This is a genomic window from Paraglaciecola sp. (assembly GCF_051252315.1).
Classification (GTDB): domain Bacteria; phylum Pseudomonadota; class Gammaproteobacteria; order Enterobacterales; family Alteromonadaceae; genus Paraglaciecola.
The window spans coordinates 54,067-70,876 of the sequence record NZ_JBPOFP010000011.1 but is presented as its reverse complement, the minus strand read 5'-3'; the positions used below and the strand labels follow the sequence as shown (position 1 = coordinate 70,876).

The 16,810-nt window shown below is 40.1% G+C and carries 10 protein-coding genes; 4 read left to right on the top strand and 6 right to left on the bottom strand.

What is annotated here, in order from left to right; genetic code table 11:
- From ACSHXM_RS03770 to ACSHXM_RS03750, 5 genes are all read right to left on the bottom strand, one after another.
- Positions 1–479, bottom strand: a 479-nt coding sequence (locus tag ACSHXM_RS03770; protein ID WP_435687392.1) for a hypothetical protein, incomplete at its 3' end; no start/stop codon positions are given.
- Positions 469–6,282, bottom strand: a complete 5,814-nt coding sequence (locus ACSHXM_RS03765) for an RHS repeat domain-containing protein (RefSeq protein WP_435687391.1) — start codon at positions 6,280–6,282, stop codon at positions 469–471. The genes ACSHXM_RS03765 and ACSHXM_RS03770, both read right to left, overlap by 11 nt.
- A complete protein-coding gene (locus ACSHXM_RS03760; protein WP_435687390.1) occupies positions 6,275–8,404 on the bottom strand; it encodes a putative Ig domain-containing protein in 2,130 nt (709 codons plus the stop codon). Before ACSHXM_RS03760 ends, ACSHXM_RS03765 begins: the two co-directional genes overlap by 8 nt.
- 624 nt (positions 8,405–9,028) lie before the next feature.
- Positions 9,029–9,424, bottom strand: coding sequence for a hypothetical protein (locus tag ACSHXM_RS03755; RefSeq protein ID WP_435687389.1), 396 nt, complete (start codon positions 9,422–9,424; stop codon positions 9,029–9,031).
- A 163-nt stretch (positions 9,425–9,587) separates the two neighbouring features.
- Positions 9,588–10,127, bottom strand: a complete 540-nt coding sequence (locus ACSHXM_RS03750; protein ID WP_435687388.1) for a manganese efflux pump MntP — start codon at positions 10,125–10,127, stop codon at positions 9,588–9,590.
- Positions 10,128–10,491: 364 nt separating this feature from the next.
- On the opposite strand from ACSHXM_RS03750, the gene ACSHXM_RS03745 reads away from it, so the two are divergent.
- The gene (locus ACSHXM_RS03745; protein WP_435687387.1) at positions 10,492–12,003 is read left to right on the top strand and encodes a tetratricopeptide repeat protein; all 1,512 of its coding nucleotides are present in this window, start codon (positions 10,492–10,494) and stop codon (positions 12,001–12,003) included.
- 74 nt (positions 12,004–12,077) lie between these two features.
- On the opposite strand, the gene ACSHXM_RS03740 is transcribed toward ACSHXM_RS03745, so the two are convergent.
- Positions 12,078–12,938: a hypothetical protein gene (locus tag ACSHXM_RS03740; RefSeq protein WP_435687386.1), complete on the bottom strand. Its 861-nt coding sequence runs from the start codon at positions 12,936–12,938 to the stop codon at positions 12,078–12,080.
- 154 nt (positions 12,939–13,092) lie between these two features.
- On the opposite strand from ACSHXM_RS03740, the gene ACSHXM_RS03735 reads away from it, so the two are divergent.
- The 3 genes from ACSHXM_RS03735 (at position 13,093) to ACSHXM_RS03725 (ending at position 16,790) form a co-directional block, all read left to right on the top strand.
- The gene (locus ACSHXM_RS03735; RefSeq protein WP_435687385.1) at positions 13,093–14,430 is read left to right on the top strand and encodes an alginate lyase family protein; all 1,338 of its coding nucleotides are present in this window, start codon (positions 13,093–13,095) and stop codon (positions 14,428–14,430) included.
- Between the two features lie 93 nt (positions 14,431–14,523).
- Complete coding sequence (locus ACSHXM_RS03730) at positions 14,524–15,810, top strand: S1 family peptidase (RefSeq protein WP_435687384.1); 1,287 nt, start codon at positions 14,524–14,526, stop codon at positions 15,808–15,810.
- On the top strand, positions 15,801–16,790 hold the full coding sequence (locus tag ACSHXM_RS03725) for an FHA domain-containing protein (protein ID WP_435687383.1): 990 nt from the start codon (positions 15,801–15,803) through the stop codon (positions 16,788–16,790). Before ACSHXM_RS03730 ends, ACSHXM_RS03725 begins: the two co-directional genes overlap by 10 nt.
- Positions 16,791–16,810: the final 20 nt, after the last annotated feature.

The following is a 16,810-nucleotide window of genomic DNA, read 5'->3' as shown; positions in this document are numbered from 1 at the left end:
GGACAATCTTCTTGAGGAAAGTTACTCCATTTAGAAGTTTTCGGAATCCTATCCCAAAAAGTATGAAAAACTGAGTAATCAAGTTCGATATTATTTAATATCCCTAACTTAGACAGTGCCAATTCAAACTTCTCCTTGGTCTTGAATCTTAACACCTTACCGGTATCACTGAATATTATAAAAAACTCAGGAAGGTTCACTACATCAACATTACTATAACTGACTTTTTTCAGCTCATCTCTAAAACAGAGCCTGTAATCGACTGGAAGTTTCAAACCAACAATAAATTCATTTACATCATCAATATCCAACACCATAGGAGCGATAACTATTTTATTATCTAGTTCAATTCTATTCACATAAGAAGAATAATCTAAGTAAAAATATCCGCCTGGTAACCCTTTAAACAGATAAAAACATATACCAACTATCATCATTACAGGAATCAACAACCATTTTTTAGAAATATCAGTAACCATAATCAAACTCAATATCGAATGACTGACCAGCACCATGTTCATATATTGCCTGCTGATTTAACGGGTTTCTTATCATTAAATTTATAATACCTGAAGTTTTAAAATCAAAATCATAGGTACTCACGCCATCAAGTTTTCCATTAATAAAGTTTTCACTACCAAAAACCTTTGTTGCGTCACCAAAAGGTGTAAAACGATCACTTGACGCAGTTACTAAAGATACCAAGCCCGTCATAGTGAATATATTATTATTAGAATAGTTATTACCATTAACAACCGCGCGTCTACCCCCACCATAGCGCCATAACCAGACAGCTTGCGCGTAGGTTATTTTTTCACCTTTACCAAATCTAAACTTACCCTTTTTATATTTACGCAGCATATTTCGAGTTTGTTTACCTACTTTTCGATTAAGTGTTTTCATTTTTTCGCGAAATACCAAGTCTATCCCACCACTAAAGTTAAACTGAGTTACACCACCATAATTATATTGAACTAAATCCACCGGACTGCCTGAAGTGCTTTCTCCACGATCCATCCTATTATAATAATCAGCTAATGCGTTTTGTACATCCAATTCATGTCTAATTTGCTCTTGCCTTGAGCCAGTAACTACAATGCACCCTTGACTCGCACCACAAACGGGTTCATTCGTTTCAGCTGTATACCCACTAGGATCCACAAAACTCAACGGATTATTCATCACATAACTATAACGATTATAACTTTGAGTAAAAGTAGGTGTTTGAATGTAAATATCAGCACTTAAGAAGCGCCCTGCTACAGGGTCGTAAACCCGGCCATTCATATGAATAAAGCCCGTATCGTCTAACATTTCGTGGCCGGTAAAGCCACGAGTGGTGGTGCCATCTAGCTCAAAGGCTCCACTGCTCCAGTCGCTAGCGCGGCGCTCACCCCAAGTATTAAAGCTTAAACGCTCTACTACATTAGCGTTTTCGTCGGTGATACCCGTAATAGAATTTAAATGGTCGGTAATAAAGTAATGGCGCTTAGCAGTAGTCATGCCATTTTCAGTAGTTAACTGATGTAAGAACACCCCATCCACATAATGATTGGTGGTGCTCTTATCGCCATCGGTGATTTCTTCGTACACACCGCCTAACAGATAATAGGTCACCTTGCCGTTACTGTCGGTTTGTTTATAGCGACTATGGTCCGCCGCATACGCAAACTGTTGCCCATTAATATTGGTGGGTTTGTTAAACACATCATAGGTGATGGTTTGGTCACCCTTTTCAATCACATTACCGTATTTATCGTACTTATAAGCCTGACCATTAGCACTGGTTACCCCGTAAACACTAGCATTATTGGTGAGAGCATAAGCAAAGGTGCCGCCCTTATCGGAACGACTAGTCAGATTACCCAGTGCGTTATAACCATAATTAGCAGTGGATTTTGTGACATAGCTGTCAGTGGCTTCATTGCCCTTGTGATACACAGTGCTCTTTTTGACACGGTTTAGATTATCGTATACAAAACTTTCTCTAATATGCTTCACACCCGCCAATTCGGTTTGTGTGGTTTCGCGTTTGTTTAAACCGCCGGCACTATCAAAGTAAAAACGACTCGATTGAATATCGCTAGGTATAGTGCCACTGCCTGCATATTGCCCAGCAGTTTTGGTCATAATGGCCCCAGCGCGGTCTTGTGATTGGGTTGTTACCACCTGATTACCATACAGCATAGAGCTCGACTGACCATTGTTACTATCAACAACTAACTTACCGGCTTGCCAAATTCGCAGTGCTTTATCACTAGCACCCGCCCAAGGTGGTGTATACGCCGTACCAGTATTCATTTCATGGGCACTAAGGGCATGGCCTGAATCATGGTACGCATGAGCAACTTGATAACCACTAGGGTAGGTCATCATGGTTTGACGGCCAAAGCTGTCGTAGGCATATTCAAAAGACTTACTCCAATTATTCGCCGGCTCTTCTGCTGTATACCGCTCAACTAACCCTAAATCATTGTATTCGTATTCTTCTACAAACAACCCGGTACTACTATTTGTACTTGCAGTAATAACCTTATCTAACAATCCGTAAAACTGAGTGTCGTATTGCCATAAATGAGTGCGCGCAGTGCCGCTAGCTGGTTTGTCTACGCGCTCTGTATTACGGCCTAACTCGTCATATTTATAGGTCATGCTTTTAGCTTTGGTAGTGTTTGGTTGCCATGTTTGTGTTTTAAGCTCACCAAAACCAGAATAGGCAAAATCTATTTTACCGGTACTCGGGTCATCCATTGTTAAGCGGTTAGCAAAATTATCGTAAGTGATAACCACATCTGTATTACTGTCTCCCGCCACACGGGTTTTGGTTAAGTTACCATGAGCGTCATACTCATAATCAATAGCGGTACTGGCGGCGTCTGTAGCCTTCACTAGTTGCCCTAATGCATTGTAGTCACTGCTGCTGACTTGATTTTCTCTTGTTCTACTTATTGCGTTCCAAAAATTTCGATTAACGCCTACTGTTTTTTGCGTGCGCGACAAGGTGATACCACCTTGGGTAACGACTGAATAATCATAATTAATCAGTCCGCCATTATTACTATAATCTCCAAGCAGATTAAACCCACCATTGCTAGGTAAAGCCACCTGCTCAATCCTGCCATAATCATCATAGGTATTGATAGTCCAGTTGGTTTCGAAACTTGACGAGCCTACTTTAAAAGGCGTCGATGTACGAGCAAGACGACGCTTGTCATCATATAAGAAAACTTGGCGCATCATCACCCCACCCAACGCTTGAGTATCGACCGCTACACGCTGATGCTGGCTATTGTAATAAACAATCGTGGTACTCACACCATTCTGGCCTGATGCATTGGTATGTGTAACGGTTTGAGTCTCGCCATAGCTCGCATGTGCACTTGAGTATGAATAAGGGATCGAAGTGATATTATCCTCTGCATAATCGTTACCACTAAAAGTCGTAGGGCAACCACTACCTGTCGTGCAGGTAAAACGCACAGTGTTCGTATTAATGTTTAAATGGTCCACTTGATTTACGACACGGCCAAACGCAGAGTATTGGGTCGTCTGCGTGAAATTGTCGATATTAGTGACACTAGTCGGTGCCTGAAAACGATTATCGTAGGTTAACGTAGAGTCGTTTTCTTTTGCGTCTGTGATAATACGCGGTGAACCATAATCATTAAAATCAGAGTATGTGGTAGTACGTTGTTCAGTGATCCCTTCCGCATTCGTGGCCTCAATTTCAGTCGATGTCACATAACTTGAACTATTACGCGCTGTGGTCACTTTTCTATACACAGTTGTACCATTCGACTCATAAGAGGTGGTGACTTCAATATCTGTGGTGCCTTCTTTGGGAGAGTAGGTTACTTTATTGGTTTTAATTTTGCCGGTAACGGCACCTGTGTATATCTGTTTGGTTTGCAGCGAGGTGTTAACAAACCCAATCAACCAATCAACCTCATTATTGGTGATATCTGACGTGTCGTGAGTGGTGGTTTCTGCCAATACATCTGCAGTCGTTCCATTAGACGCATACACGTTTTTAGTCTGCAGAGTTAAGTTACCGTAGCTATCATAGTCATTATCAACCTCGGTTTTACTCAGTAATTGTGCGGCGCCACTTACCGCAGCATAAGATAAGGTAGTCGACGTATCTAAGTAAGTTAAGTTGCTGTTGTCAATGTGAGTTTCGTAAACATATGTGCTGTGCGCAACCAACTTATTTTGCCCTGCGTACTCTTTGCTATCTGATAACAACAGTTCTTCTTTATTCTCATTGTACTCATAGGTCAGCTTGGTCTTACTGTTTTGCTCATAGTTACGTACCTCAATATTAGAGTAGCCGAGTAAATTATTCGTTTTACCCGCTTCTTTGACGACTATGTCATCTTTAGGTACCTCTAAGATTGTGCCGTCATTACGCTGATATAACGCATTTTCATATACATAAGCGGTGTAATAGTGACCGTTTGCTGTGGGAAGCGCGGCGATAGCGGTAGTTGCCCCATTTTGTATATTCGCATTATAAGTAGTGTTATATTGCGCAGCTAATGACGCATTTCCACCGCGGAGTATGCCTACCACAGGGCGATTACGTGAGGGGTCATATATCGCGGTAATACTATTACCGTTGCCTTGTGCTGTTTCTAGTAACTTACTGCTATTCCATGTAAACCTAAGTGGAGTGGCACATTCTGCTGCTGCCCAATCCGTGGCGTCTTTTGCATAACCACACGCTTCTACACTTTCTAACTCTCGAAAATTTGCATAAAAATGGCCTGACACACTGTCTTCATTCGTCGTTTCTGCAAAATTAAACTTGTACTGTTTAATGGGGTTAAGGCCAGCAAAAATGGTCAAAAACATGGTGTTAGCCGGCACTTCATCCATCCCGACCTCACTTGGCAATGTAACACCATGCAAGCCCGACATGATAATTTTATAACCGTTAGAATAGTCTATTTGGTAATTAATAGCGCCTTGATTACGGTAACGATAACTAATGGTATTCCCGTACACATCTTCTTGACTTAAAAGTTTATAAATAGGGGTAGCATCCCCCGTCACAATGTTAACCGATGTCTGATACGTATTAAACGTACCATTAGGTAAATGCATTATTACTGAGCTGTGTATATTGTGGTTAACTGTTGTGTTCTGCGCCGTCCCTTGTGCAACAAATTTAATTGCAGGTTGATTTATTAGATAATACTCAGAATCTGCAGCCCAATATTCTGATTCATAGTCGGCTTTATCTGCCTCAATCGCCGTCATGTCTCCGGCTTTAACAAGTTCTTGCCCTTTGTAACACATACGCCTAACTAACTGGCTATCGCTTGGAACAAGTCCATCTGCATCTTCCTGTTCAGCCATGCTTTTAACACGATTAGACACATTACAATAGGTTAAACCATTCACTCTATCGGTTAGGTGAGAGATATAAGCAAACGCCCCGCGAATACTCGCACTAGAGATATCAGCTTTTAACCCTGATGGAAACGACGGAATTTCAAGGGGTATATTATAGTTCAGCACACCTTGCGAAACAGAATACGTACTAGGCGTAATTTCAACGTCACTTGCTGTTACAGTGGATGCATCAGCATAACTTTTAAAATTATCAGGTACCGCAGGTTGAAAAGATACGCTTTTTGATTCCACCCAATCAGAGCAGTTTGTTTCAAAATCAGCATCACAAGTTTTTATACGATACCGGTAACTACCTGCTACAGTAGTGTTATATTCAAAGTCGGATTCGTCAGCCCCTTTTTGTACACTATCAAACCAAATACCTTGATCGCGTTGTAGCTCTACTACTACCGGCTTGGTTGATTCCCAATCCAGTAATAAGCCATCATCATTCCACGATAAATCCATATAACTGAGTGTAACTGGCCCAGGCTGAGTCAAAGGCAAAGTCACTGGCGGTGTTGGGGCGCTATATTCAGCAATCTCGTCGCTGCACTTCAGCTCATTGGTAGGGAGGGTCACACAACCAATCACCCGATATACATACTCACCGTCAGCTCTGTCGGTTAACGTGAGTGTGGCAGTATCATCATCAGTTTGAGTTTTGATGGCATTATCCCAATTGGGATCAGAGGCGAGCTTTTCTTCTAGCTGATACCCGTCTGCTTCTGAGATCCCGTCCCAAGTTAGTGTGACGGTGTTATTTGCTTGTGCATAAGCTGAAAATAGTAAGGTCGATAATATGCCACTTATTGACAGTATGTTGACTTTTAACTTGCCTATTCTTTGAGGGATATGAATCATTTTTAATATATCCTTATTCACTTGGTTGCTCCTTTAAATTTTGTGGTGCAGCGAGTGGGGTAACGGTTATTGGTGCTTCAATAAACTCATTTTCATCTGCTGGGAAGCGATTACCCGCTAAATCAGTACAAGACCATTGGGTTACATGTTCACTAGCTGTGTAAAAAGTGAATACGGAAGATTCATCTGTTGCTGTAAAGCTCTGCTCTTCACCGTCTATGATTGTAGTACAATGGTCTATATTCGAAATATCCCAATCTAATGTAACCGCTTCACCTACCATGACCTTGGTTTGTTGCCAAGTAAATGTGATAAGTTCGGGGGACGGTGGGGTGTAATCAGGTAAGCTCAGTTCGCCACTACGACCTAACAGTCGATGCTGCGTACCAATAATAGAAATACCATGAATGTATATTTTTTTGCCTGCATGTACAGTACGCTCAGACTTAGGCAAGATAACTGTAAATCGATGCTTTGAGCCAGTATTTTCACATTCAGCTGCGACAGAATCATTTGATTCTTCATTAGCAATACCTCTGGAGATATGTGTTCCTGTATCTGCAGCGCCTCCTACCCATATATCTACATTAATAGAGCGGTTATCATACTTTTGGCACGCCCATCCTTGAATATAACGTTCATCTTCTAAATGTGAAATACCTTCAATGTAGCCACGCACGATACTAGCAGCTTTAATTGATATAGATTGCACAGCACTATGTGCCGTACAGCCGGTGATATTACACGCCTGAACTTTATAATGATAAACACCGATGGCAGTCTTTGAAAACTCATGCTCTGTGCCGTTAACGCTAGGCACCTCAATATCATTTTCAAACAATTTGTAAGAATTGGCTCCTGCGACATCGTCATCCCAAGAAACTGTATATGTTTCGTTTGCTTGTGGGGAATCAATTGAGCTTATTGGGGCAACTGGAGTGGTGCGATTAACAGTAAAACTGCGATAATCAGAGAAAGTGTAGTTATAACCGCTTCCAAATGTTTCATCATCCATCGACTTAACACGCCAATAATAGGTGCCGTTGGGCAATGGATTAGGCGTACTTCCTGCTGTATCGTTTGCAATAAAACTTGAACTCCAACAGCCAGCTGTTGTTTCTAAGTCGCGTAAAACCCACCGGTTACCACTTGCATTAAAAGCCGGAGTGCTACTCACCTGGATGGTGTAATAATTGGCTCCTGTTGTCGTATTCCAATCAAAACAAACAGAATCGCCTAAGAAAGTGGCATCATTAGCAGGGGAATCTAGGGTGGCAGTGTTTAATAAATTATTTACTGTTATTGAATATGTTTCAGAGTCAGTAAGTGAACCATCGCTAGCAGTAATTTTAATATTGCTGTAAGTGCCTGCATCTGTGAAACTCGGTGTGCCTCTTAACCGTCCAGTTGAGGTGGAAAAGGTTGCCCAGCTAGGTTTGTTGGTAATACTAAAGCTGAGGTTGTCACCGTTCTGATCGGTTGCGTTGGGAGTAATGCTTATATATTGGTCTTCGTTGATCGTTTTGTTGCTAATACTTGATATTTGGGGGCGGTAATTGGGTACAGGGTTAACCGTTAAGGTGATGGTCTTACTAACGCTGCCACCTGGGCCGTAACAAGTTTTAGTTACTGTTTTACTCACTGTATGAACATTTTCTTGACTTATCTCGGATGTACCTACTTCTTGACCATTATTTCCGATACAACTTGTCGCATTAGTTGTGGATGTTTCTCGATGTGCAGTTTCACCTGCAATTATAGTACTGGGCACCCATTTAAAACTTAATGTAGGAGGTGGCGGGGGAGGATTAACTGTTAAAGTCGCAGTTTTGCTAACTGAACCACCAGGACCACTACATGTAATAGTTACAGACATATCAGCATATTGAGGTTTATGCAGGCTTGAGCCCGAAGTTCCTATCGATGTGACTCCATTACGTCCAACACACTTGTCTGCATTCGTTGAACTCCAAACCCTATGGGTTGATTCTCCTTCGAAAATTGGGTTGTTAGACCAGTAAAATGTAATCGTTGGCGCTGAATTGGCTACAGCTGATAAGGAGAAAGAATATATAAATACTAAGAGTAAAATATTGGTACTCACTCTCAGCAAAGTTAACGTTTTAATTAAGTAATTTAGCATGTAATTCCTTTTTACAGTAAGGAGAAAATCATCAAAAAGCAGGTCGCTTTAGACATGTTTCAATAATCTTATATTGGAGATAACATCGAGGCGCACTGCTGAACAGCAGTCACCGTTGTGCTTATCCATTAAGCAACACTCACAGCAATATTTCGGGTGTTTAATTTTCCATGCGGTAAGTATGTTTCTCACTCGGAGGGAAGTCAATGAGTGTTATTTGAGGTTTGTATTTAAAAGTTGTGTTTTATTCGCAATATCACTGGGTTTACAGGTGTATAGGGAATAGACGGAAATTACATAGTCCTATGGCGTTTGGTTATAACTATTTGGCGAAACGTGCAGTATGTGGAAAGGGCAATGGACAGTGAAACAAACTGAATTAGTGGATGCCGATTTACAAGACATCATGGCCCGACATAAAGTCGCCGCAGATAAATTGAATAAAAGGTTTTGATGGCGATAATATGAGTTGCCTTAGGCGGTCTTTTTTGTTTTTAAGGTCGTTTAATTTGGTTTTTCTCCTTTTATTTTGCCCCTTTTATCATGGGTGTCTCTATTAATTTTTCATGGGGGCTTTATTGTTTATCTTTAGTTTGAACTCACAACCCAAAGCGTAATTTATTGTTAACCAAACATTAAATAGGGTATTAACACCCACAGAAGCATCATAATCGCGCAGAATCCGATACTCAGAGATACATAGCCAAGTTGTCTGGAACGCAGCCAGCCACACATTGAGATAGAAAAAATAAGGGTTAATATGCCGGCCAAAAACAACAACGAAATTTTTTGATGCATCCACTGCAAATTAATTTCAAAACCTTGTTTAGCGGCTAGAGATGTCAGCACCGAACCCAGTGCTGCGGCCATTAAACTTGAAGCTGCGAACATTGCTAAGCCAAACACCCAATTAAAAGCCGGTGATTTTGAATCCGCAGCCAATAATGCCCCTACAAAGGTAAAAGCAAACCCTCCAATAATGGCGCTAACCAAACCAATAGTACTGAACAATTCATCCATCGATTTACCCTAAATTTTAAAATTTATCCGCATTTTGATCATAAATGATTTCTACACATTCAACCAATTTAGTTACTTCTAACTAAGTATCTCAACTCCTTTTATTAAGCCATGTATTCTAAAACTCACAAAGAACAATGAGTTTCATGTTTTATGTAGAGTCTCAAAATATCAATATTTTGAAGCCGATTAAAATGAGTATTATGCCTCCAAAAATTTCGGCCTTATTTTCTAGCCAAGTTTCACTTCTTGCCCCTACAAATACGCCAATAAGGCTGAATATAAATGTGGTTAAACCAATTACACCACAAGCAAGCAGTTGATTAACTTCAAGTAGGTTTAGGCTAAATCCAGCAGGCATAGCATCGATACTTGTAGCAATGGCTAACACCAGCATGACTTTATGGGACACTCTCACGATATCTGGTTTTTCCTTTTTGTTAAGAGCCTCATAAATCATTTTTCCACCAATCAATGTAAGAAGTGAAAATGCAATCCAATAGGCATAAATTTCAATCCAGCCAAGCACACTTTTCCCTGCCCAAAAACCAACAAACGGCGTTATAGCATGGAATAGGCCAAAATATATTGCGGCCAAAATCGCCATGGAACTTGTTTTTTTAATCCGCTTTGCACCAAGTCCAACAGATACTGCAAAAGCATCCATACTCAGAGCAACAGCCAAAACAAATACTTCAATCACTTAAAATGTTCATTATTATTTTCCCTTTTGCTATTTATAACCCTTTTTATTGCCTAGAGCACTGAATGATTTAATTTTGAACAAGGTGATACTAAGCTGTATTTGCCATAGCTTTATGTAGGTTCGAGATATCTGCCACCTAGTGACGTAGATAAAGATTACTTGGACTTCTTTTCTAATATTAAGTGTGGCGAATGTCGTCATACGCAACATCAATTCACCTCATGACATCTGGTAAATCACACCTGCTTAAAAAACATACTATTTAGCGATGTGAACGGCTACACTAAATGGGGTTTTATCCAGGTTTATCACGCCTCATTGTGTGCAGTGAGGAGACTAAAAAGGAAAGGGAGAGAGTTTTATGTGGTTTACAGGTAAGTTAATTATTCGATTCAAAGTCTATGTTTTGTTGTTATTAAGCAGTGCTGTTTATGCACATGATGGGCATAATGATGAAGATATAGTGTTAAAAGATTTAGGTTATTTAGGGGACGTTAATTTTTCTATTTCTTGTGATGTTAAGTCGCAAAAAGCCATGCAAACTGGTGTCGCTCTACTTCATCATATGATGTACGCCCAAGCTGAAATGTTATTTAAAAAATGGATACAAAAAGAGCCTGAGTGTGGGATGTTTTATTGGGGTTACGCCATGTCAATGAATCACCCTTTATGGCCAGATAAAATTAGCAAAGTAGCATTAAAAAATGGTCAACAGGCACTGGCTAAAGCCCAAACCTTTGAACTGACCAAACGAGAACAATCTTATGTTAGTGCAGCGCAGAAATTTTATAATGATTGGCAAACTGTACCAGAACAAAACCGCACAAAAGCATGGGCAGTGGCTCATGCAGAATTAGCTAAGCAGTACCCAAATGATGTTGATGCTACCGCTTTTTATGCCTTGTCACTGCTGGTTACTGCCTCTAAAAAAGATAAAACATTTAGTGCTAATAAAAAGGCCGGTGGAATACTAGCCAAAGTGTTAGACAAACATTCTTCTCACCCTGGCGCGATACATTACAGTATCCATGCTTACGACAACCCTGTTTTGGCTGAGCTTGGGGTAAGTCCTTCTAGAGCTTATGACAAAATTGCGCCAGACGTGCCACATGCCCTACATATGCCTACCCATGTTTTTGTGAGAATTGGTGCGTGGCAAGATGTGGCATCTTGGAATATTCGTTCAGCTAATGCCGCATTAAAGTATCCAACGAATGGTGCGACTTCTATGCATTATGTGCATGCTTTGGATTATTTAGTATATGGCTACTTACAATTAGGCGAAGGTGAAAAAGCAGCTGGCGTATTACAAGAGTTTGAAGCTTATCATCCAATTCAAAACACCTTCCCTGCAGCTTATGCTTTGAGTGCAATGCCGGCACGAGTGGCCCTTGAACAAAAACAATGGAAACAAGCGAGCCAGCTAAAAACGCGAACGCCAAGTTACATTAGTTGGGAAAAATTTCCACAGGTTGAAGCTATTACCTATTTTGCCAAAGGAATAGGAGCTGCGAGATCCGGAGATCTTGCCCAAGCTCAAAAACACATAAAGGTTTTGGATAAGTTATTTGAACAAACTAAACAAAGCAGTCCTCAGTATTGGGCGCTCTTGGTCGATGCACAACGCAAATCGGTGCAAGCTTGGGTAGAGTTTGCAAATGGACAACATAAAACGGCACTTAAATTACAAACACAAGCTGCTGACATAGAAGACGCATTAGACAAAAATCCGGTGACTCCAGGTGCGGTGCTGCCCGCTCGAGACTTATTAGGAGATATGTTACGCCTAACAGGTGATCAAGTTGGCGCAAAGCAAGCATTTAAGCAAAGTCTAGCGATTGGCCCTAAAAGAAGATATAGCCAATTAGATTAGTGGGGAGTGTCATTCTCAGTTTTTACTGAGAATGACCTTGTTGCCTAAATCTACATTGGACTAAATCTATTGGATTACATTAGGTTAAGAAGAGATTGTTTCATGTCCGATGGTGTTGATAACTTATTACCACCTTTGTCTGCACCGCTGATCCACCAATACACCATGCCAGCATCTGAACAATCAAATTTGTTGGTTTGAAAATTCACCACACCGTCTTGTTCAGCATAAGCCATCATGTCCCAGATAAATGAAATGCCAGGATGTTTGTGATTTTTTGCCCAATCCCATGGATGTGTAGGCGTTTGTAATCCAACATTTTGATCGCCAATTTGATGTTCGGTCACACCAAAATCCAATATTTGCTGCCAGCTAAAATAATCACCACTGTTGTCGTTGGCTGGATGATGAGACACCACATGCACGTATTTATGCGTGCTGGGCTTAGAGGCTTGCAGGGCATAACCTATTAGGTCTGGCTCTCCAGCCTCAATGATCCAAAGTGGGCTTTTTTCAGTGGACGCGTTAATGGCATCCACTAAGTCGTTAACCGCACCGGTTTGATCAACACGACAATTATAAAAGTTGCGTAGGTTCTTAAACGGACCAAATAGGTTTGTACCTTTTTCACTTAGTTCATCTAATACTTTCTGTCGGCGTGCTTCATTTTTTGCATCAATACGTTGAATGCCTTTATTTCGAAAAGGGTCTAGATCACATGAGTGAGATAAATGTACTAACCTGTCATTCAAGCCGGCTTGTTGTAAAAGACCAAACATAACTGGTGTAGCCCCTAGATCATCAGGGTCGGGAGAATTTCCGTCGATCACTATGGCTAGTCTGCCGTTTGGTGGATTGGTATTTGTTGAGATCGAATTTTGTATTGCGCAAGAAGACAAAACTAGAACAGAAAGTAGAGTAATAAATATTTTCATATGTAAACGTTCAATAAAAAGTTATTCACTCATCTTATTAGTTAGTTGCGTCAATATCAATCAATATAGGTCTTAGTGTGTCATTGATACTTGTGTTTATGGTAAGCTATTCGATTCAAAAACGTGACTAAATTAGCAGTGAAGAGTGACCAATATGCCCAAAATATCTAATCGTTTAATAAGTTGTTCGATAGGACTTTTTATCGCTCTGACTGGCTGCAGCTCAACCGCAGACCCTACAAATAAAAAGGTGAGAGCAGAAAATACTCGATTTATTTCTATTGACCAAGCGTGGTTAGAGTCAAGTTACGCTGATTACAAAAGCGGTGATCCTGTCCTTAACCAAGTGGTGAAAAACTTATTAGTAAAAGCTGAAATAGGATTAAAAAAAGATTCTGTATCTGTATTAGATAAAAGTTTAACGCCACCTAGTGGCAGTAAAAAAGATTACATTAGTGTTGGACCTTATTGGTGGCCAGATGAAACTAAATCAGATGGATTACCGTGGATTAAAAAAGACGGGCAAGTAAACCCAAGTAGTAAAACTAATGGTTCTGATAAAATTGTCATGAATGAAATGTTGTTTCAAATCAGTGATTTGTCACTTGCCTATTTTTATACTAAAGATAAAAAATATGCGAAGAAGGCGTCTCAGCTGATTAATACATGGTTCTTAGATCCTACCTCAGGTATGAACCCTAGTTTACACTATGGTCAAGCCGTTCCTGGTCAAAGTGATGGACGTAAATACGGGGTGATCGAAACTCGTTGGTTTATACGTTTAATCGACGATGTTGGCTTGTTATCGGACTCTGGTGCGTTGAGTTCTGGCCAGCAAACACAATTTAAAAACTGGCTTGGCGAATATTTAAATTGGTTGTTAAACAATGAATTAGGGCAAGGAGCCTGTGATGCACATAATAATCATGGAACCTATTGCGAGGCCCAAGTTGCAGCTTATGCATTATTCACCGGAAAAAATGCCTTAGCAAAAAAATATACTAAACGAGTATTTGATACTCGTTTAGAGCAGCAGGTTAAACCATCAGGGGCTCAACCTGATGAATTAGCCAGAACACGACCTTTGCATTATTCATTGTTTAATCTTGAAGCTTATTTTTTTGCTGCTCGAGTGGGCGATCATCTTGGTTTAGATATGTGGCACTATCAAAGCCCAAATGGCAGTAGCTTAAAGAGCGCGATTGACTTTTTATTACCTGCGATTAAAGAACAAGGCTACTGGCAAAATGTTGAAGATAAAAAAATGCGTCGCGGACGCTTATTTTACTTTTTACAAGTTGCTTACCAAAAGTATGCGGATGACAAATATTTGCAAGCTATTGAAGATTTAATTCCTCTTGTAGTGAAAGAAGACAGAGCCGAACTAGCACAGTGTTTATTAATATCTCCTAAACCACAAAGTATTAATTTAGCGCGTTTGTTAAAAATGGATCCTGATGGCTCAAAGTCCCATTATCGTTGTTACTATTAATAGTAATCCTTTTGTTAAGGTTAGGAACCTATATCATTACTTCCCTTTAGTTTAGAATCTATGTGGATTACCAAACGCAACATAAGGGAAGTTATGTTTTTAAGAGTAGTAAGCTTCACACTTTGTATACTCATCAACCTAGTGTTTATGCCAGTTACCTTGGCAGAATTGTCTGCTAATGATTTGATTAAACAAAACGAAAATAAGATTGTTCAAGTCACCATAGTTAATAAAGTATCAGGACAAAAAGTCAGTTTTGGTTCTGGTTTTTTTGTTAATACGTCAGGTTTGCTGGTGACTAATTATCATGTGATTAGCAGAGTGGTAGCGCTGCCTGAAGACTTTGTAGTGCAATTTATTGATTTAGCTGGCAAGCAGCATGAGGCTACACTAGTCGATGTTGATGTGATTAACGATCTCGCTTTGGTACAAACAGAATTAACTGGCACCGAATTTTTTGAATTAGCGGATAATCTGCCTAAAAAAGGTCAGGACTTATACTCAATTGGTAATCCTCTTGATTTAGGCATGATAGTTGTACCAGGAACCTTTAATGGTTTAATTAATCATAGGTTTACCGAAGAAATAAACCTTACGGGTTCTATTAACCCTGGTATGTCTGGTGGACCAACCATTCAGTCGGACTCTAAAGTCGTAGGCATTAATGTCACTACCAGAGGCAATCAAATTGGCTCCTTAGTACCCGTTGGAAAGTTACATGCGTTAATTGATTCTTATCAAGCTGCTAAAAATCAAACCAAGAGCACTCAATCTGACGATTTCACCGCTCAAATCACCCAACAATTAACCGACTATCAAACCGCTTTATTTACGCCTATTTTAAGTTCTCAGTGGCCCACGGATACGCTAGGTTCAGCCGTTGTGCCTCAAAAAATAGCTGAATTTTTGTCTTGTGGTAGTAGTTCTAATCAAAGTAATGAAAAGCGCCAATATGATCGAGTGAGCACTGGATGCCAGTTACGTGAATGGGTATCACTCAATTCATCCTCAAAATTATCTGGGTTTAAATATAGTTTTGAGTTGAGAAACAGTAATCAGCTGAACTCACTGCAACTTGCGAACTTATATCAAAGAGCAATGCGCCATAATTCGTCTAAGAGCAGTATTAGTACACGTGATACAACTAATTATCATTGTGAACAAGGTGTGATTGAAAATGAGACTAATCACACTATGAAAACATCAACTTGCGTGCGAGCCTACCGATTGTACCCAGGTTTATTTGATGTCAGTTTTAGAGCTTTGTTGTTAGGAAAAAATGACCAAGCGCTAATCGCTAAGTTTTCTTTAAATGGCATTAGTCGAGGGACTGGGCAGGCATTTACCACTAAATTTGTGGAGAATATTCAATGGCATTAGTACTAGAAATATTGTCTCGAAATGGCAAAGTGCAAGATTATTATAAGCTGACAGGTAACCAAGCAAATATTGGTCGAGCCTATGACAACGATATTGTGTTACAGGGTCAATATGTTTGTCCTTACCATTTAAATATCTCAGTGCAGGATGGACAAGTTTGGGTAACGGATAAAGAGTCTGTGAATGGTGTGAAAACCGAACAAAATCAACCCATTCCATCTAATGTACCGTTTGAGCTTGGCCAACCATTTGTGGTGGGTAACATATTCATGCGCGTGGTGAGTAGTCAGCAACCATTGGCTAAAACAGTAAAAATGACTGTACTGGAAGATATGTCCCAACGTGCCAACCGCTGGTACTGGGCATTATTAATGATGGTCATAGTATTGGGTTTATCTGTATTCAGTCGTTATCTTTCCCAATCCACAGAAATAGTCTGGTCTAAACTCATCGTCAAAGATTTATCTGTGGTGATTACCTTATTTATAGGCGGGCTGTTTGTGGCCGGAGCATCTAACGTATTTAAAAAGGAAGTGCGCTTTTTTACCTGTATCGTAATTAGTGCGACCTGGGGATGTATGACGCTTTTAACCTCTAAATTTAATGGGCTTTTGAGTTTTAATTTTGGTGGTAATTTCATTTTAGTGCTGATAGAAAAATTGATTTCCTTTGGACTCTTTGCCTCTGCAATGTGGGCAGTCTTGTATCTCACCACTCACTTTAGTTACAAAAAAATTAGTTACATCTCGTTAGGATTGGTGTTGACCGGGCAAGGCCTCTTCATTGGGTATAAAATGGCTGACGACAGAGTGAATTCTTATCCTAGTCATGCTGTGAACATTTACCCTGAATCTTATTTGATAGCGGGCACCGAGGATGCAAAAGCTTGGGTAGAGAACACTGATAGTTTATATCAAGCCAGTACCCGTGAAGCGGAACGTAGAAATGCTAAAGCGGATAAAATGTTAGCAGAACATTAAAACTGAAGTCGGCTACAGAA

Bases quoted from the DNA above. Each gene is read 5' to 3' on its own strand.
- ACSHXM_RS03745 (WP_435687387.1), top strand. From the start codon at position 10,492: ATGTGGTTTACAGGTAAGTTAATTATTCGATTCAAAGTCTATGTTTTG.
- ACSHXM_RS03760 (WP_435687390.1), bottom strand. From the start codon at position 8,404: ATGCTAAATTACTTAATTAAAACGTTAACTTTGCTGAGAGTGAGTACC.
- ACSHXM_RS03725 (WP_435687383.1), top strand. From the start codon at position 15,801: ATGGCATTAGTACTAGAAATATTGTCTCGAAATGGCAAAGTGCAAGAT.
- ACSHXM_RS03740 (WP_435687386.1), bottom strand. From the start codon at position 12,938: ATGAAAATATTTATTACTCTACTTTCTGTTCTAGTTTTGTCTTCTTGC.
- ACSHXM_RS03735 (WP_435687385.1), top strand. From the start codon at position 13,093: ATGCCCAAAATATCTAATCGTTTAATAAGTTGTTCGATAGGACTTTTT.
- ACSHXM_RS03755 (WP_435687389.1), bottom strand. From the start codon at position 9,424: ATGGATGAATTGTTCAGTACTATTGGTTTGGTTAGCGCCATTATTGGA.
- ACSHXM_RS03730 (WP_435687384.1), top strand. From the start codon at position 14,524: ATGTTTTTAAGAGTAGTAAGCTTCACACTTTGTATACTCATCAACCTA.